The sequence below is a fragment of the Halobellus inordinatus genome (assembly GCF_024498335.1).
Taxonomy (GTDB): Archaea; Halobacteriota; Halobacteria; order Halobacteriales; family Haloferacaceae; genus Haloquadratum; species Haloquadratum inordinatus.
Genome location: NZ_CP101825.1, coordinates 1254567 through 1271569, shown reverse-complemented (window position 1 = coordinate 1271569; position 17003 = coordinate 1254567). Strand labels below are relative to the sequence as shown.

Sequence of the window (17003 nt, the reverse complement as noted above, 5' to 3'; positions counted from 1 at the left end):
ACCGCAAACGGCCACGCGACGTGGCTCTCCGCGCGCTCAACTACCTCGAACTCGAATCTCGGCTGGCACGAAGCGGTATCGGGACCGCCGCTGACCAACAGCGCGCCGCGCTCGAACGCACCGACGTCGAGGTCGTGACCTCGCCGTGGCGCGGCGGCGACCCCCTCTCGGGGGTCCGATCGCTCGCGGCCGGCAGCGGCTTCTTCGAGGACTTCGACGTCGCCCACTGCAACCTCGTCGGTCCCGGATCACTCGCCGTCGCGCGATACGCCAAACGGAACGACGTACCGCTCGTCCTCCACACGCACGTCACGCGCGAGGACTTCGCCGAGTCGTTTCGGGGGTCGACGACGATCGCCCCCGCACTCGGTCGGTATCTGAAGTGGTTCTACTCGCAGGCGGATCTGGTCCTCTGTCCCTCCCAGTACACGAAGCGCGTGCTCGAATCGTACCCAGTCGACGCCCCGATCCGCCCGATGACGAACGGCGTCGACGTCGACGCGCTGGCGGGCTTCGAGACCCTCCGCGAGGAGTACCGCGACCGCTACGACCTCGAGGGGACGGTCGTCTTCCTCGTCGGCAACGTCTTCGAGCGGAAGGGACTGACGACGTTCTGTCGCGTCGCCGAGTCGACGCCGTACGACTTCGCGTGGTTCGGCCCCTACGACACCGGGCCCCACGCCTCGAAAGCCGTCCGACAGTGGACGACGAATCCGCCCGAGAACGTCACGTTCACCGGCTGGATCGACGACATCCGCGGCGCGTACGGCGCCGGCGACGTCTATCTGTTCCCGACGAAGAACGAGAACCAGGGCATCGCCGTCCTCGAAGCGATGGCCTGCGGGAAGGCGGTCGTGCTCCGCGACATCCCGGTCTTCGAGGAGTTCTACACCGACGGGCACGACTGCATCAAATGCGAGACCGAAGCCGAGTTCCGCGAGGCCGTCGAGCGCCTCGCCGAGGACGAACAGCTCCGGCGGCGACTCGGCGAGAACGCCCGCGAGACGGCGATGGAACACAGCCTCGACCGCGTTGGCGACCGGCTCGCCGCGACGTATCGCGAAGTCCGCGACGCGAAACGCGCGGGGCGACCGATCGACCTCGACGACGAGTAACGGGTACCGCCCGTGTCCGATTCGCAACTGATTAAGCCCGCGTCCGTGAATCGCCGCCGATGCATCCCGTTTCGGTCGCCGCCTTCACCGACACCTACCTCCCGACGGTGAACGGCGTCTCCTACACGATCCAGACGTGGCGCGATCGCTGGCGGGACCGCGGCGGGACGATGAACGTCGTCTACCCCGGAAGCGACGAGTACGACCCCGGCGACGGCGAATATCCGGTCGGGAGCCTCCCGTTTCCGATGTACGAGGGCTTCCGGTTGGGGACGCCACGGATCCCCACGGCCGCCGCGGACGTCGATGTCGTACACGCACATACACCCTTTGCGGTCGGTCTCGGCGGCGTCCGACTCGCCCGCCGCGAGGACCTTCCGCTCGTTACCTCGTACCATACGCCGACCGCGGAGTACGCGGACTATCTCACCTCTCGACCGCGCGTCGAGCGCGGCATCGAACGCATCGCCGAGCGCTACGAGCGGTGGTTCCTCTCCCGTTCGGACGCGATCGTCTGCCCCAGCGAGGACGCCAAAGAGCGTGCGGTCGGGAACGTCCCAGTCGACACGCCGGCGGTCGTACTCTCGAACGGCGTCGACGTCGAGTTCTTCTCGCCGACCGACCCCGAGTCGTTCCGCGCGCGCTACGACCTCCCGTCCGGCCCGCTCGTCGGCTACACCGGCCGTCACGGCTACGAGAAGAACCTCTCTGAGTTCCTGCGCGCCGCCGCCGGCGTGGACGCGACGGTCGTTCTCGGCGGCGACGGACCGGCACGCGACGATCTGGAAGCGCTGGCCGACGACCTCGGTCTCGACGCGCACTTTCTGGGCTTTCTCCCGCGCGAGGAACTTCCCGCGTTCTACTCCGCGCTCGACGCGTTCGTCTTCCCGAGCCCCGTGGAGACCCAGGGGCTCGTCGCGCTGGAGGCGAACGCCTGCGGGACGCCCGTCGTCGCTGTCGACGCCGGCGCGCTCTCGAACACCGTCGAAGACGGCGTCACGGGCTATCACTACGCACACGGCGACGTCGACGGCTGTCGCGACACGATCCGGCGCGTGCTCGACGAGCGCGCGACGCTCGCGGAGTCCTGTCTCGCACAGCGCGAGGAACTGAGCGTCGAGCACGCGGTCGATAAACTGGCGTCGCTCTACGAGCGCGTCATCGAGAAAAAACGGACGTAACGGGCGTCGCAGCCACCGATCGCAGCAGAGGCCTTCAGTCGTCGAGGTCTTCGACGGCCTGTGCGATCCGCTGGAGCTGTCGGGTCGCATCGCGGACTTCGTCGCGGAGCTGACGGACCTCGCGGACGAGTTCCTCGTTGCCAGCGGACTCTTCCTCGCGGCCGCCCATCCCGCCGGGGCCGCCGCCCATTCCACCGGGGCCGCCACCCATACCGCCGGGACCGCCACCGCCCATCATCCCGCTCATCATTTGTGCGAAGGGGTTGCCACCGGCGCCACCGGGACCGCCGCCGCCCATCATCTCTTCGGGCTCGGGGCGGTCGCCTTCCTCTCGCTCCTCGGCTCGTCGCTCGCGAATCTCCTCGACGCGCTCGCGGAAGGATTTCTCCTCGGAGTCAGCGTCGGCGTCCGGCGATTCGTCTGCGTCGTTCTCAGCGGCGTGATCGTCTGATTCGTCCGACATACCTGCGCGTACACCCTCGGCCCGCAAATGACTGTTGGTCGGAACCGAAGACGCGAAATCGGGGTCGGTTCAGTATCCGGCTCAAGACGACGTCTCGATCCGATAGAATGCCTGCGGCGGTAGAACGTCCGGTTCGAGATCGCTCGAAAGCGGTCGACCGATTACGCCAGCGCCGAGTCTTCCTCTTCGCCGTTCGGCTTCGACATCTGCTCGATGACGTCGTGGAGCGTCACGTCGTTGATGAGGATGACGTCGCCGACTGCGCGGACCCATCGATACGGGAGGATGACGCCTTTCTGTCCGCCGACGACGCCGGCGAATAGTTCGTCGTTCAGTTGAGTGAGCGCGAGTCCGGTGACGGCCTGCCGCTCGGTGAGGTCGATTCGGACGTCCGCGACTTCGCCGACGAAGACGCCTTCGTTCGAGTACACCTCGCGGCCGACGAGCGTCGTGATCTTCTCGGGTGTCTCGTCCATATGCCGCTGATCGGGAGCGTTCGTCTTAATTGTTCGCAGCGAGCGTCGCTCGGAGCCCTCGAGACGACGGGAGCCGGCAGACGAGCGTCAGACGCCCGGTCCGCGGAACACCCATTTGCGGTGGCCCTGGTACGTCACCCGTCCTCGAACTCGTCGTCGGTCACGCGGACGACGACCGTCTCCGAGACCGGCCGGAGGTCGTAGGACGGGAGGGTGCCGTCCGGTCGGCGGGTGACGTACATCGGTTCGACGAGACGGCCGTCCTCGACGCCGTAGATGGCCACCCGCTCGCCGGTGTCTTCGGGCCGGACGTCGCCGTCGCGGACCGCCGCCGCCAGCGACCGACTTAGCCACTCGTCGCTCGAAACACTCGGCTCACGGACGACCGCGAGGTCGACGAACCGGACGAGATACCAGTTCAGGTCGTTGCACAGCGACACCGCGGCGCCGAGGCTCACCGTATCGACGGCCAGCGAGTTCTCGAAGGGGGCGTAGCGCTCGTACGTCGAGAGCGCCTCGCGAGCCGTCTCCCGGGAGAGCAGTTCGTACTGGACGTCGACGTCCGGCGAGCCGACGAAGCAGACCCGCGTCACGGCTGTCGTGGGCGGCGACCGCCGGATCGCTTGCGGGCCGGTGCGAAGACGGAGTGCGACGACGTGTGAATCATTGGATCGGGGCCGCGCGACGGCGCGGCGTACTGTCCGGCGGTTTCGAATGTGGTCATAAATCGGTTCCGGTGCGAGGCGTCACAGGACGGAGTGATAGAGACTATCGTATGTCCGCATATAGTAGCGTTTGCAAGTCTTCACGCATCTAATCGCACGCAGTCGTGCGATGGGCTGTGTAATCAGTTGCAAACGCTACTATAGATGTCTCGCCGGACGGTACGGCGAGAATCTCCGAACAGTGACGATAATCCCTATGAAAGCGAGAAGCCGAAAAGAGCGTCAGGAGGACGTGGGAGCGTCAGGAGGACGTGGGGGGACGTGCCGTCAGCAGTCGTGCGGTGCGTTCACAGCGCGAACGACGCCGAGGTTCACCGACTCTCGACGTCGTCGAGCCACGAGGTCGCACACGACTCGTCACAGAACGAGAGCAGTCGGCGCTCACGCGTCAGTTTCGAGCCAGCGGCGGCCGCCCGCTCGCGGTCGAGTTCGACCTGGTAGTGCGGACCGCAGAGTTCGACTGGCTCACCGCAGGTCGGGCACGCTTCGGTGGTGGTGTCCCACTCGCTACGCGGGACCACCTGTCGCACGTTCCACTCGGGATCGGCGGACGACGGGGAGGGACGGCACGTCTTTGACATCGACCGTACGTACGGTCTGGAAGTATGTAAATGCATTTTAACCCGGTCTTTCACACGGAAATCTTACTGTGCGTAACTTTCACGCACAACTCAATATACGTTCGCACAATTCCGGGTGTCGCGCGTTCACAGGGGGACGATCTCCGCGTTCCGCCCCGCCTCGCGTGCGATGTCGAGAAGCCCGTCGGGTTCGGCGGCGACGACGTCCGAGCGCGTCGCGTTCGTCTCCGGACGAGAGGGAGCGATCCGGTCACAGCCGACCGGGAGCGTCGCGTCCGTGTACGTCCCGAGATCCTGCGCTTCGGCCACGATGTCCGGCTTGTCGACGGTGAGCAGCGGTCTGTGGACTGGGATCGAAACCGCCGCGTCCGTCGCTGCGAGATTCGCCCCGGTCTGACTGGATTTCTGCCCCAGCGCCTCGCCCGTCGCGATGCTGTGGGCGTCGTCGCGTTCGGCGACGGCCTCCGCGGCGGCGAGCATCGCACGCCGGAGCGACAGCATCCGAGTGTTGTCAGTGGTCTCGACGACGCGCTCGACGAACGGGCCGCCGTCGACGATCCGCGGACGGGTGTCGGCGCGCGGGGCGCGTGCGGCGAGCCTCTCGATCACTTCGAGCGCCCGCGCGCGGTGGTCGGAGCCGCCGTAGTCACCGAGGTCGACGTAGACGGGGATCGCGACGACGCCGCGACGGAGGAGCCGCCACATCGCCACCGGCGAGTCGAGACCGCCGCTGACGAGGACGACGGCGCGACCCTGGGTGCCGACCGGGAGGCCGCCGGGGCCGTCGAACCGTCGCGCCGAGACGAACGCCTCGGTCTCGCGCGCTTCGATCCGGTAAGTCCGGTCGGGATCGTCGAGGTCGACGGGGCTACCCGTTTCCTCGCCGACGACGCGTCCGGCTTCGACCTTGAGATCACGGGTCGAGAACTCGTGGGCGTCCGCTGGCCCGATTCGGTCGCCGTCGACCGCGTACGACTCCGCGGCCGTCTGTGAACTGGCCGCAGCGAGCCGTCGGGTGGCGTCGCGGATCAGGTCGAGTCGGGGAGTGACGGCGACGGCAGGGCGGGCGAACGCGACGCCGGGCAGGGTCGCAGCGACACGTGCGGCCGCCGTCGGCTGGTCGGTGCGGACGACGACGCGCGACCACGGACGTTCGACCGTCGCGTCAATTTCCGCTGCGGCGAACGCGGCCGCGAGGTCGGCGGCGACCCGCTCGGCCATCTTTGCGCGGACCGCGCTGCTCTTCGCGCCGAAGTCGCCGTGACCGACTAGCACGGCGTTGGTCGGGTCAGTCGCGTCCGTGGGGTTCGTTCCGCTCACACAGTATATTTTGCGTCAGCGGGTTTCAGAACGTCGAAACGCGTCGGTCGGAACTGTGGAAGTCCTTAGAACGTCGACAGCTCGCCGTCGATCACGCGCCGGGTAACGTCGGTGACGTTCGCCAGTCGGTCGTCGATGAGGTCACGGATCTCCGGTTCGATCTCGTCGAGTTCGACGCCCTCCTCGGTGACGATCTTCGCGTCGGCGACGTGGGGCTGGTCGATCGGGCGACCGATCTGTGAGAGGAGTCGGACCTGGAGGTCGCGGATGCCGTGGACGTCGTCGACGACGGTCTCGGCGATGTCCGTCGAGAGGAGGTTGTAGATCTTTCCGATGTGGTTGACGGGGTTCTTCCCGGAGGTCGCCTCCATACTCATCGGGCGGTTGGGCGTGATGAGGCCGTTGGCACGGTTGCCGCGGCCGACCGAGCCGTCGTCGCCCATCTCCGCGCTGGTGCCGGTGACGGTGAGGTAGATCGATCCCTCGGCGTAGTCGTCGGCGGTGTTGACGTCGACGTGGACCTCGCGGTCGGTTAGCCCGCGAGCGACCCCGCCGACGAACTCCCGGACGCGCTCGACGGCGTCGTCGTAGTCGTCGAGATCCTCGACGTGGGCGTCGACCATCGCCGCGGCGACGGTGATGTCGATGTGATCGCCCTCGCGCTTGCCCATCACCTTCACGTCGGGGCCGAGTTCGGGATGTTCGTCGGCGTACGCGCCGTTGAGTTCCCGCTCGACGGTCAGGACGATCTCCTCGGTTTCGGTGAGCGGCGCGTGGCCGACGCCGAAGGAGGTGTCGTTCGACATCGGGACTTCCGCGCCGTCCTCACCGAAGACGTCCTGAAGGTCGCCGGAGCCCTCGCCGAGTCGAGTGTCGATGACGACGTCGGTGCCGACTTCCAGTTCGGGGATGTTCTCGTTCAGGTAGTCGCGGGCCGCGGCGATCGCCGCCGCGTCGACCGGGAGCCGCTGACCGTCGTACGTCTTGGTCGCGCGGCCGACGATGAGAACGTAGATGGGTTCGACGATTTCGCCGCCGCCGTACTGGGGGGCGGACTCGCCGGCGACGAGCTGTGTCTCGTCGGTGTTGTAGTGGAGGACTTTGCCAACACGGTCCAGATAGAGTTGCGAGAGCGCACGGGAGACGCTCTCTGCAATGCCGTCGCAGATCGAATCCGGGTGGCCGATACCCTTCCGCTCGACGATTTCGACCTCCTGGTCCTCGACTGCAGTTCGGTCTGCAGCCTCGATAGCGATGTTCCGTTCGGTCATTACCCCTGGCTACTTCCCGGGCGGTTCTATAACTTGCGGAAAAGATCCGTCGGAATAATATTACTACCGGATATTTACTCGGCGTCGGCTTCGAGTAGCATACCGAGATAGGAGGTCCGGATCTGATCCGTCGGGTCGAGACCTAACGTCCGAAGGACGTCGAAGGCGCCCTCTCGGACGCTCGCGACGTCGTCGCTCGCTTCCGCTTCGGCTTCGACTTCGACGAACTCGCCGAGGCCGGCGACCTGATCGAGCGTGACGGTGTAGCCGTCGAGTTCGTAGAAGGTCCGGTGCTTTTCGACGACTGCTGCTGGCTCGAACCCGAGACCGTCGAAGATGGCTTCGGCGGTGTCGCCGTCGTCGACGCCGGTCTCGTGCTCCTCGCGGGTCTTCGAGTCGGCGTCGACGAGCGGACCTTTGTACGTCAGTTTGGTCGTCGCTGCCCCCTGGTCCGCCTGCGCGGGGTCGTCGTCCGAGCGTCCGTCCAGTTCGCCCTCGACGTCAGACTCCCGCGTCTCGCGGCGGAGACGGAGCGCCTCGTCCGTCTCGGCAAAGTCGCGATGCGGCGCGTCGTAGTAGGTGTCGACCTGCGTGACTCGCTCGACGAACACTGCGTCCGCCTCGGCGAGCGCCGGACGGATGGCGTCGTGTGAGGCGCGCAGTTTGACCTCGACCTCGAACATACCAGTCGGTCGGTCTCACCGGAGAAAAGCGGTCGGAATCGACCGTACGTAGTACCGGGGGACCGACAGTAAACATAGTTATTTATCATTATAGAAATTCTACGTTTGGACGGGACAATGAGCAGTGAAACCTCCGAGTCCCCCGCAAGTGCGGTGGACGGAAACGTAGCCGAATCGGTCAGTGTTCCGATCACCGTCCGCGTGATCCTCGGGGCAATGACGGGAGGATTAGCCGGGACGATAGCGATGTTGCCCGTGCTCGTCGGTGTGCCGGAGCTTTTGGGGCTGTTCCGGGCCGAGCCAGTGGTCCGGTTCGCCGGGTTCGCCGAGTTCTTCGGCCTCGAACCGACCGTCGCTCTCGGCATCGCCCTCTTCGCCTTCGGTGGAACGGTCGTACTGCCGCTGACGTTCGTCGTGGTCGGGGCATTTCTCCCCCCGGAATCACCCCGGTTCCTCCGCGGCGCGTCGTTCGCGACAACCTTCTGGGTCGGGTTCGTGCCCGCATTCTGGCCGGACGGTGGGCTCGTTACGATCCTCGGATTCCTGTTTTTCTCGCTCATCAGCCACTGGATCTACGGCCTCACACTCGGATACGTCCTGACGCGTATCACGCACCTCCCGCAACACGAGGTCTGAGAGTCGCTTCTTTCTCTCCGCGAACAATTTATAAGTATTGATCACGACAATTATTACGTGGGGCGGTGTCAATGGACACAGTCGTCGCTGGACCGGTCGGCGCTGCGCTCGCGCAGTTCGGGGTCGTCCCCCGCGGGACGCGAACGGCCGTCTTCAGGGATATCTTCGACGTGTTCCTCGGCCTCGGTGTCCTCGTCGGCGTCGTGGTGGTGTCGTACATGCTCTACAACGCGTACCGGTACCGCGACGGTGCCCACCGCGACGACGACTTCGACGCACCGATGCTCGGGGAACTGCCCCGGGGCAGCGGCGGGGGCCGAAAGCTGTTCACCTCCTTCGCGCTCAGCACGATCATCGTCGTCTCGCTCATCGCGTGGACCTACGGGACGCTGCTGTACGTCGAGGACCCGCCGTCGCCCGAGATGGAGGTCGGCGTCGAGGGCTACCGGTTCGGCTGGGAGTTCACCTACCCGAACGGCTATCAGAGCGACGGGGTCCTCCGCGTGCCTCGCGGCGAAGTAGTCCGGCTCCGGGTCACCTCCAGCGACGTGTTCCACACCTTCGGCGTACCCGGGTTACGCGTCAAGACTGACGCTATCCCCGGCCAGGCCACGACAACTTGGTTCGAGGCGAACCAGACGGGGAACTACACGGCACAGTGTTACGAACTCTGTGGGAGCGGCCACTCGTATATGTCGGCGACCGTCGTCGTGATGGAACCTGACGAGTACCACGAGTGGTACGCGAACACGACGGCGACGGGGTCATAATGACCGACGACAACCCAGCTGGTGGGGCAGAGGCCGATGGCGGCGTCGAAGAGACTGCTGCGGCGGGGGCAACAGCCGAGGACCGCCTCGGACGTGAGGGTCTGGCCGCGGGGACCACCACGGAGGCGTCGACGCCGTCGCGAACGTCGATCCGTCACTGGCTGACGACGACGAATCACAAGGACGTCGGCATCCTCTATCTCGCCACCTCGCTTTTCTTCCTCCTGCTCGGCGGCCTGCTCGCGTGGCTGATCCGAATACAACTGTGGGAGTCACGGGCCGTCGGCGAGGGGTTGCTCGGCGCGATCGCGTACAACCAGGCCGTCTCGGCTCACGGTCTCGTGATGGTGTTCTGGTTCCTCTCGCCGTTCGCGTTCGGCTTCGCGAACTACGTCGTACCGCTCCAACTCGGCGCGGACGACCTCGCGTTCCCGCGACTCAACGCGCTCAGTTTCTGGCTGTATCTCGCCTCCGGACTCCTCTTCGTCGTCTCGTTCTTTCAGGGCGGTACCTTCGCTGGCGGATGGACGATGTACGCCCCTCTGAACCTCCCGACGTTCACCCCCGACGTGGGCGCGACGACGGCCATCCTCGCGCTCGTGCTCTTCGTCGTCTCTGTCACGGTCTCGTCGGTGAACTTCCTGACGACGATGCACCGGATGCGCGCTGACGGCCTGACTCTCCGCCGGCTGCCGGTGTTCTCCTGGTCGATCCTGCTCACCGTCTGGATGATGCTCTTCGCCTTTGCGGCACTGCTGGCGGCGCTTCTCATCCTCTCGTCGGACCGCGTCCTCGGGACGGCCTACTTCGCCCAGGAGACGGCCGGCGGCTCGCTCCTGTGGGCGCACCTGTTCTGGTTCTTCGGCCACCCCGAGGTCTACATCGTCTTCTTCCCCGCCCTCGGGGTGATGGCCGAGGTGTTCCAGACGTTCACCGGCCGCCGCATCGTCGGCCGGAAGTGGTTCGTCGCCGCGATGATCCTGGTGGCGCTCCAGAGCTTCGTCGTCTGGATGCACCATATGTTCCTGACCGGCATCAACCTCCAGATCAAGACGCTGTTTATGGTGACGACCATCGGCATCTCGCTCCCGTTCGACCTGATGGTCTTCTCGCTGATCTACACGCTCGTGAAGGGCCGAATCCGGTTTACGACGCCGTTCCTGTTCGCGTTCGGCGGGCTGCTGCTCTTCATCCTGGGCGGCATCACGGGCGTCTTCCTCGGCGCGATCGTCCTCGATTACGAGTTCCGGGGGACCTACTGGGTGGTCGCACACTTCCACTACGTGATGGTCGGCGGCGTCACCGCGCTCGTCGGCGGCCTCTACTACTGGTTCCCGAAGATCACCGGGCGGATGTACGACGAGTTCCTCGGGAAAGCGCACTTCGCCGCGTACTTCGTGGGCTTCAACCTGCTGTACTTCCCGATGTTCGTCGCCTGGGAGACGCCGCGCCGGGTCTTCCAGTACGACCCCGCGATGACGCCCTGGCACCGACTCGCCACCGTCGGTGCGCTCGTCTTCGGCCTCTCGTTCGTGCTGATGTTCTACAACCTCACGAAGAGCGCGTTCCGCGGCGAGCGCGTCGGCAACACCCCCTGGGAGTTCTCGCGGACCGCCGAGTGGGCCATCCCGTCGCCGCCGCCGACCGAGAACTTCCCCGGGACCCCGACCTACAGCGACGGTCGCCTCTCGTTCCGCTCGCGCGGGACTGCCGACGGTGGCACGGTTGCAGGAAGCGGCGACGGCGCTCACGCGACGGCGGCGGAGCACGACGAGCACGAGGCACACGCCAGCGTCTGGCCGCTCGCCGTCAGTGTGGGTGCGTTCCTCCTCTTCTTGGGAATCTCGGGTATCCGGGAGGGGACGCTCGTGTCCGGGCTCGCAGGGACAGCTTACGCATCTACCGCCGTCGCCGGCGGGGTCGTCGTCCTCGGGTCGCTCGTCGCGTGGGCGGTCGAGCCGTTCGACGCTCCCGAGGGCGGCTTCGGCGAGGCGTGGCCGTTCGAGGGCATCGAAAACGGGAAGCTCGGGATGTGGGTCTTCCTGACGTCAGACGTCGTGCTCTTCGGCGGCTTCATCGGCGCCTACGTCTTCAGCCGCGTCGCGGCCGGGTGGGTCGGCTGGAATCCGGTCCCCGAAGATCCGGTTCCTGGCCTCCTGAACACCTACATCTTGCTCGCGAGTAGTTTCACGGTCGTCCTGGCACTCGTGGCGGCGCGGAAGCGACACCGGTGGGGGCTGATCGCGAGTCTGACCGCGACGTTCGTCCTCGGCCTCGGCTTCCTCGGCAACAAAGCCCTGGAGTGGCAGCACCTGTTCCACACGGGTGTCGATCCGACCGCCTCTGTCCGGACTTCGACGTTCTTCCTGACGACGGGACTGCACGCCGCGCACGTCGTCGCCGGCCTCGTGGGCGTCCTCTATCTCCTCGGCCGGGCGGCTGGGGGTGCGTACCTGACCGACGACCGGCCGGTGGAGTACTTCGGGCTGTACTGGCACTTCGTCGACATCGTCTGGCTGTTCCTCTTCCCGCTGTTCTACATCCTGTGAGGTGACCAATGACACGCACGAAACTGTACACGGCGATCTTCGCGGTGCTTTTCGTCTCGGCGACAGTCCAGGTGCTCGTCGAGTTCGCGGGGGTCGCCTACTGGCTCGGATTCGGGATCATCGTCGCGCTCTCGGCGCTCAAGGCGGTCCTCGTTGCGGGGTACTTCCAGCATCTCCGCTTCGAGCCCCGCTCTCTGACCTACGTCGTCCTCGTGGGGCTCACGGCGGCGCTGGCGCTGACACTCGCGGCGTCGTACTCGATCCTGTGACCGTTCCCGACCCCTCCGGGACCGACTCCGCGTCCGCGGGTCGACCGTCCCGGCGCGCCGTGATCGGGTACGCGCTCCTGTTCGCGCTCCCCGTCGGTGTCGGCGTCGCGGTGATGATGCTCCGCGTGACGGCCGCGACACCGACAGACGCGCTCGTCGTCGGACCCAGCCTCGCGCTCGCCGCCGTGGTGTTCCTCCTCGTCGTCGCGGTCAGCGTCAGCGGATCACCGGAGCCGTGAGCGGGAGGACGCGCCGGTAACGAGGGGCGAACGGGCTGATAACGGGAGGGACGCCCGTGAGAGGCGGACACCCGGCGGCGATAGCGCCGGAGCCGGATGCATACCGTGTTAACATTTACCACTTTTGGGAGCGAACCTAGCGACGATGGACGGAACGCAACTCGCGCTTGGCGGCGCCCTCGCGCTCGTCTTCACCGGACTCCTCGGCCTGCTCGGGGCGGAGGCCGTCGGCCTTTCGACGGTCGTAGTCGGTGGCTTCGGGTTGGTCGTCCTCGTCGGTGTCGGCGTGCTCACCGCCGCCATCGCACGGATCCCGGAGTCGGCTGCAGGCGACGAACACGGGGCCTGAACCCCGGGGCGGAACCAAGTGAGTGCCGGCGGTGCAACCAATTGAGTCCCCGCGGCAGAACGCATTACCCTGGGAGACTGAACGCTACGACGCCTGCAACGACGAGGGCAGCGTAGAGCAGTCCGACCGCGAAGACCACCTTCAGGTGCAGGCGAAACAGTTCGTCGCGCTCGCGCTCGCGAGCCGACTCGTAGGCCCGACGCTCCGTCGCCGTCGGGTCGTGCCGCTCGCCGACGTGCAGCGCGCGCTGTCGCTCGGTGACGAACGCCCGGGCGCAGTACGGACAGGTCGCGGCCGGGGAGTTCCCATCCGGCGAGTCGGTTCGCGGGGGCTGTGGTGGTGTGTGCATCGTCACGAGATGCCGGCGGCAGTCGGTTGCGCGACGATCCAGAGACTCGTCACCGTGTAGCAGATCGCGACCGCTGCGACGGGATACTGGCTCCGAACCGGCTGGACGCGGCCGGCGAACAGCCCGAACGCCCGGACGTGGGCGATCCAGATAGCGACGACGTGACCGACGACGACGGCGACGACCTGGACGGCACCGAACCACCCCGGCAACGAGAGCACGGTGAGCGACGCCGGCGGCCCGAGTGGGTTCGCGAAGACGGCGACGACGGTCGGCACGTACCCGACGAGGTAGCCGGCGAAGTGCGCGAAGTGGTAGCCGGCGGCGATAGGGACCAGCGCGGGCGTGAACCACCCCGCGAGATACCGCGCCGTGACGTACGTCGGGGCAGTCCGCCGCACGGCGCGCGCCGCGAGCCGGTAGCCCCCGACGAAGCACGCGAAGCCGGCGACGAGCGCCGCGAGCGTGAGGGGTCCCGCGAGGCCGCCGTTGCCGGGTGTCGCCGTCACGATCTGTTGCCACGCGCTCGTCGAGACGAGGCCGTCGAAGGTCGTCGCCCAGACGAGCGCGACGACGAAGGCGATGTCGGCCGTGTCGGCGACCTCCGCGTCCCGCGCGAGAGCAGCCCCCGGCAGGACGAGCGTGACTCCCTGATCCGAGCGCTGGACGGGGGCGAGCCGCCCGTAGAGGCGAAACGTCCGGGCGATCGGGTCGACCCGATCGAACCACGCGTCGCCGAAGACGATCGCCCCGGGGACTGTGACGAGCGAGTAGCCCGCGATCGCCACCGCGAGCAGCCGCGGATCCGCGGCGAGCGGACTCAGGACCTCCAGTGCGACGAGTCCGAGGAGCCCGACGACGCTCGGCCACGACCCCAGCCACGGGGGGAGCGATCGCCGCTCGCTCCGGCCGAGCGACGCGAGCGTCCGCCAGGGATTGAGCGCGGGCCACGTGTTCCCGAGAAGGTACGTCGTGCTCGTGTAGCCCGCCCACCACACGATCCAGACGCCGAGGGTGAGAGCGTTCGCCGAGGCGGTCGCAGGACCGACGACGCCGACGGCGACGAGTAGGACCAGCGCCGCGACGGCCGCCCACCGAACGATGGTCAGCGCGATCGGAATGAACCGGTCGAGTGGTGCGATCACTCGCAGCCTGCGTCGCCGCCGAGAGACCCCTTCGATGAGCGTACGGTCCGTCAGGAGACTCGTGAAGAGGAACGACGCGCCGACGAGGCCCGCACCGGCAGCGACCACCAGCCACGAGGGGACCGACGCCGTCCGGGAAACCGCCCCGAACGAGCCAGCGTGAGCCAGCGCCGAATCGACACACAAGGTGAGACATCCGGTGGCGACGGCGAAGAACCGACGACTGGCGTTCGCGGCGGCGCGCATCGCTCACCCTGCGCCGATGAGCGCGACGGCCACGGCGGCGAGCACCAACAGTCCGACGGCCCACGAACCGAACGCGGCTGCCTGCGCGGCGTAGAGACCGCGAGAGCGCGCTGTCAGAAATGTCCCGACGAAGACGTAGCCGCCGAGGACGACCGCGCCGATCACAGCGAGGAGTGCGGCGGACGCCGAACCGAGTCCGGACCCGGTGCCGAAACCGCCGACGACGAGCACGGTCGCCACGCCGGCCGCGACAGTCAACAGAACGAATCCGACGGACCACGCGGCGGGCGTCCGAGCTTGCCGACCCAGGGCGCTGGCGATGCCCGTCGTGTCTCTCCCAGCGGGCGCCGAGCGTCGCTGACGCGCGGGCAAGACCGCAAATCCCACGATGAGAGCCATCCCGACCAGGAAACCTGCGAGGAGCGTCGGTTGTGACATCTCCCTGTGCGTATTGTTAATTTTCATTAGTTATAAATATTCGCCGAGGCGGAGAGCGGACACAGAGGCGGGCACGGGGCGGATTCGAACGATGAGCGGCCGCTGCGTCGGTGTTCTCTCCCCGAGTCGAAACGTGATTCTTAAGGGTCGCACGGGAGATGGTCAGCGTATGAGTGACGAACAGCAGGCGGACGCCGCCGAATCGCAGGCAGACGCCGAGGACGACGTCGCCGAGGACGCTATCCAGGACGGCGACTTCGTCCGTCTCGCCTACACGCTCCGGACGACAGACGACGGTCGCGTCGTCGACACGACCGACCAGGAAACGGCCGAAGAAGCCGAAATCGACACCGACGAGTACGAGTTCGAGCCGCGCGTGATCGTCGTCGGCGCCGGACACGTCTTCGAAAGCGTCGACGAGGCGCTCATCGGCGCGGAGGTCGGTGACACCGGCACCGTCGACATCGCCGCCGCCGAGGCCTTCGGCGAGTACGACGACGACGAGGTCCGAACGGTCAGCGCCAACAAAATCGACGAGGAGAGCCGCTACCCCGGCGCACAGGTCCAGATCGACGGCGACCAGGGCCAGATCGTGACCATCGTCAGTGGCCGCGCTCGCGTCGACTTCAACCACCCGCTCGCGGGCGAGGACCTCGAGTACGACTACGAGATCCTCGACGTCGTCGACGACCGCGAGGAACAGGCCGCCAGTATGCTGGAGATGTACCTCCAGGAGGCTCCCGAGGTCTGGATCGAGACCGACACCGTCGAAGAAGAGCAGGTCGTCGAGTCCGACGAGGACGACGAAGACGCCGAGCCCGAGACGGAGACCGTCGAAGTCGAGAAGGAGACGCTGTACATCGAGGCCACGCCGCAGATGACGATGAACCAGCAGTGGCTCTTCTCGAAGCAGCAGATCGCACAGGACGTGATGGACCGACTCGATCTCGACCGCGTCATCGTCCAGGAGACCATCGACGGGATGGGCGGAATGATGGGCGGTCTCGGCGGAATGATGGGCGGCGCAGGCGGCGCGGCCCCCGAAGACATCGAGGAAGCTATCGAGGACGTCGACGTCGACGCCGACGAACTCGCCGACGAACTCGACGCCGACCTCGAAGAGTAACGCACCCGAAAGCCGGTTTCGCGACTCGAAGATCGATCGGGTGGTCGACCCCACACGACCCCCGCTACGTGATGCACACCGATGCCAGACGAATCTACGAGCACTGAGCTCTCGAACGCCGGACTCGCTACCGACGATCTGCGGGTCGCGGTCGTCGCCGCGGCCTGTACGATCGGACTGACGCTCGGGCTCAGGTACGGCCTCGGCCGCGAGATCGCGTTCGTCTGGCGGCTGCTTCCGCTCGGTCCGTACTTTCTCTCGCTGTTCACGAAGCGGCTGCAGCTCGGCGGTCTCGACACCGCGCGGAACTGGTCGCTCCTGACGGTCGCAGTCACGCTCGGCGCGTTCGTCTACTTCGGCGTCGTCGCCTGAGGCGCCCGCACGCTCGCGTCGATCGATGAGAACGAGCAGTCGAAAATACCGCCCAGCGACGGGCGGGCTATGCGATGTCGCGGCTCGTGTCGACGGTGACGCGCTCGCCCAGGCGGAGTTTGATCGTCTCCTCGGGCGGGTGTCCGCCGCGGAACTTCGGAACGGCGAGTCGGTTCTCGATCTCGGAGCCGTCGATCTTCGTGCGGAGGTCGAACACGACGTCGGACATATGCTTCGTGTAGCTCCGGTTCCGCGGTTCGGACTCCTGTTTCATCCCGTGGACGATCGCCAGCCCGCCGGTGTTGACCATATGCGTCTGGAGTTCGTTCAGGAACTGGCGGTATCGCGCCGGCTCGGTCTCCTCTAACGCGTCGACGACGTCGATGACGAGGTTCGCGCCCTCGGGGAGGTCGCGAACGAATCGGTTCGCCGTGTCCAGCGGTGCATTACCGCCGACGTCTCTGACCGTCGGGTCCCCGACGTGTCCAGGCGCGCGGTCGATCGCGTCGCGGATCGCCTGATCCGAGCGGATCGTCGTGAGATACAGCGTCGCCCGTACTGCCGTCAGTTCGTAGAGAAACAGCTCCGACTGGCTGGCGGGGTCCGCGGCGAGAAGCACGATGCTCCCCGGCGGGATCCCGCCGTCGAGTTGGCGATCGAGGACGCTGACGCCAGTCGAGAGTCTCCCTGCCACGACGGG

At 66.7% G+C, this 17003-nt stretch carries 21 protein-coding genes; 10 read left to right on the top strand and 11 right to left on the bottom strand.

Annotated elements, in window-relative coordinates; genetic code table 11:
• The first annotated feature begins 20 nt into the window (after nt 1-20).
• A complete protein-coding gene (locus NO362_RS06535; RefSeq protein ID WP_256546568.1) occupies nt 21-1115 on the top strand; it encodes a glycosyltransferase family 4 protein in 1095 nt (364 codons plus the stop codon).
• Between the two features lie 59 nt (nt 1116-1174).
• Complete coding sequence (locus tag NO362_RS06530; protein ID WP_256546567.1) at nt 1175-2296, top strand: glycosyltransferase; 1122 nt, start codon at nt 1175-1177, stop codon at nt 2294-2296.
• Nucleotides 2297-2330: 34 nt separating this feature from the next.
• Here NO362_RS06530 and NO362_RS06525 read toward each other — a convergent pair whose 3' ends face one another.
• From NO362_RS06525 to cyaB, 7 genes are all read right to left on the bottom strand, one after another.
• Entirely contained in the window at nt 2331-2759 is a 429-nt protein-coding gene (locus NO362_RS06525) for a hypothetical protein (protein WP_121568021.1), read from the bottom strand.
• Between the two features lie 161 nt (nt 2760-2920).
• Nucleotides 2921-3235 (bottom strand): PRC-barrel domain-containing protein, encoded by a 315-nt coding sequence (locus tag NO362_RS06520; RefSeq protein WP_121568020.1) that lies wholly within the window; start codon nt 3233-3235, stop codon nt 2921-2923.
• A 134-nt stretch (nt 3236-3369) separates the two neighbouring features.
• Nucleotides 3370-3828, bottom strand: coding sequence for a DUF5804 family protein (locus tag NO362_RS06515; protein WP_256287974.1), 459 nt, complete (start codon nt 3826-3828; stop codon nt 3370-3372).
• Between the two features lie 443 nt (nt 3829-4271).
• Nucleotides 4272-4541: a hypothetical protein gene (locus tag NO362_RS06510; RefSeq protein ID WP_256287973.1), complete on the bottom strand. Its 270-nt coding sequence runs from the start codon at nt 4539-4541 to the stop codon at nt 4272-4274.
• Between the two features lie 126 nt (nt 4542-4667).
• On the bottom strand, nt 4668-5861 hold the full coding sequence (locus NO362_RS06505; protein WP_256546566.1) for a tRNA sulfurtransferase: 1194 nt from the start codon (nt 5859-5861) through the stop codon (nt 4668-4670).
• 65 nt (nt 5862-5926) lie between these two features.
• On the bottom strand, nt 5927-7132 hold the full coding sequence (locus tag NO362_RS06500) for a methionine adenosyltransferase (RefSeq protein ID WP_256287971.1): 1206 nt from the start codon (nt 7130-7132) through the stop codon (nt 5927-5929).
• A gap of 74 nt (nt 7133-7206) precedes the next feature.
• Nucleotides 7207-7815 (bottom strand): class IV adenylate cyclase, encoded by a 609-nt coding sequence (gene cyaB, locus NO362_RS06495; protein WP_256546565.1) that lies wholly within the window; start codon nt 7813-7815, stop codon nt 7207-7209.
• Between the two features lie 117 nt (nt 7816-7932).
• On the opposite strand from cyaB, the gene NO362_RS06490 reads away from it, so the two are divergent.
• The 6 genes from NO362_RS06490 to NO362_RS06465 all read left to right on the top strand — a co-directional run bounded on the left by NO362_RS06490 (nt 7933) and on the right by NO362_RS06465 (nt 12627).
• The gene (locus NO362_RS06490) at nt 7933-8451 is read left to right on the top strand and encodes a DUF6789 family protein (protein WP_256546564.1); all 519 of its coding nucleotides are present in this window, start codon (nt 7933-7935) and stop codon (nt 8449-8451) included.
• A gap of 71 nt (nt 8452-8522) precedes the next feature.
• On the top strand, nt 8523-9221 hold the full coding sequence (coxB, locus tag NO362_RS06485; RefSeq protein ID WP_256546610.1) for a cytochrome c oxidase subunit II: 699 nt from the start codon (nt 8523-8525) through the stop codon (nt 9219-9221).
• Entirely contained in the window at nt 9221-11770 is a 2550-nt protein-coding gene (locus NO362_RS06480; protein WP_256546563.1) for a cbb3-type cytochrome c oxidase subunit I, read from the top strand. The genes coxB and NO362_RS06480 overlap by 1 nt, the downstream gene beginning before the upstream one ends.
• Before the next feature lie 8 nt (nt 11771-11778).
• Complete coding sequence (locus tag NO362_RS06475) at nt 11779-12039, top strand: cytochrome C oxidase subunit IV family protein (protein ID WP_256546562.1); 261 nt, start codon at nt 11779-11781, stop codon at nt 12037-12039.
• Nucleotides 12036-12278, top strand: a complete 243-nt coding sequence (locus NO362_RS06470; RefSeq protein ID WP_439331167.1) for a hypothetical protein — start codon at nt 12036-12038, stop codon at nt 12276-12278. The genes NO362_RS06475 and NO362_RS06470 overlap by 4 nt, the downstream gene beginning before the upstream one ends.
• Nucleotides 12279-12423: 145 nt before the next feature.
• Complete coding sequence (locus NO362_RS06465) at nt 12424-12627, top strand: hypothetical protein (RefSeq protein ID WP_256546561.1); 204 nt, start codon at nt 12424-12426, stop codon at nt 12625-12627.
• A 64-nt stretch (nt 12628-12691) separates the two neighbouring features.
• On the opposite strand, the gene NO362_RS06460 is transcribed toward NO362_RS06465, so the two are convergent.
• From NO362_RS06460 to NO362_RS06450, 3 genes are read right to left on the bottom strand one after another with little or no spacing between them, the layout of a single operon-like run.
• On the bottom strand, nt 12692-12976 hold the full coding sequence (locus NO362_RS06460) for a DUF7410 domain-containing protein (protein ID WP_256546560.1): 285 nt from the start codon (nt 12974-12976) through the stop codon (nt 12692-12694).
• 2 nt (nt 12977-12978) lie between these two features.
• The gene (locus NO362_RS06455; RefSeq protein ID WP_256546559.1) at nt 12979-14367 is read right to left on the bottom strand and encodes a hypothetical protein; all 1389 of its coding nucleotides are present in this window, start codon (nt 14365-14367) and stop codon (nt 12979-12981) included.
• Between the two features lie 3 nt (nt 14368-14370).
• Entirely contained in the window at nt 14371-14805 is a 435-nt protein-coding gene (locus NO362_RS06450) for a hypothetical protein (protein ID WP_256546558.1), read from the bottom strand.
• A 169-nt stretch (nt 14806-14974) separates the two neighbouring features.
• On the opposite strand from NO362_RS06450, the gene NO362_RS06445 reads away from it, so the two are divergent.
• The gene (locus tag NO362_RS06445; protein WP_121568014.1) at nt 14975-15931 is read left to right on the top strand and encodes an FKBP-type peptidyl-prolyl cis-trans isomerase; all 957 of its coding nucleotides are present in this window, start codon (nt 14975-14977) and stop codon (nt 15929-15931) included.
• 81 nt (nt 15932-16012) lie between these two features.
• Nucleotides 16013-16303 carry a DUF8049 family protein gene (locus NO362_RS06440; RefSeq protein ID WP_256546557.1) on the top strand — a complete coding sequence of 97 codons (291 nt, stop codon included), beginning with the start codon at nt 16013-16015 and terminating at the stop codon, nt 16301-16303.
• A gap of 67 nt (nt 16304-16370) precedes the next feature.
• On the opposite strand, the gene NO362_RS06435 is transcribed toward NO362_RS06440, so the two are convergent.
• On the bottom strand, nt 16371-16997 hold the full coding sequence (locus NO362_RS06435; RefSeq protein WP_256546556.1) for an RAD55 family ATPase: 627 nt from the start codon (nt 16995-16997) through the stop codon (nt 16371-16373).
• Between the last annotated feature and the right edge of the window lie 6 nt (nt 16998-17003).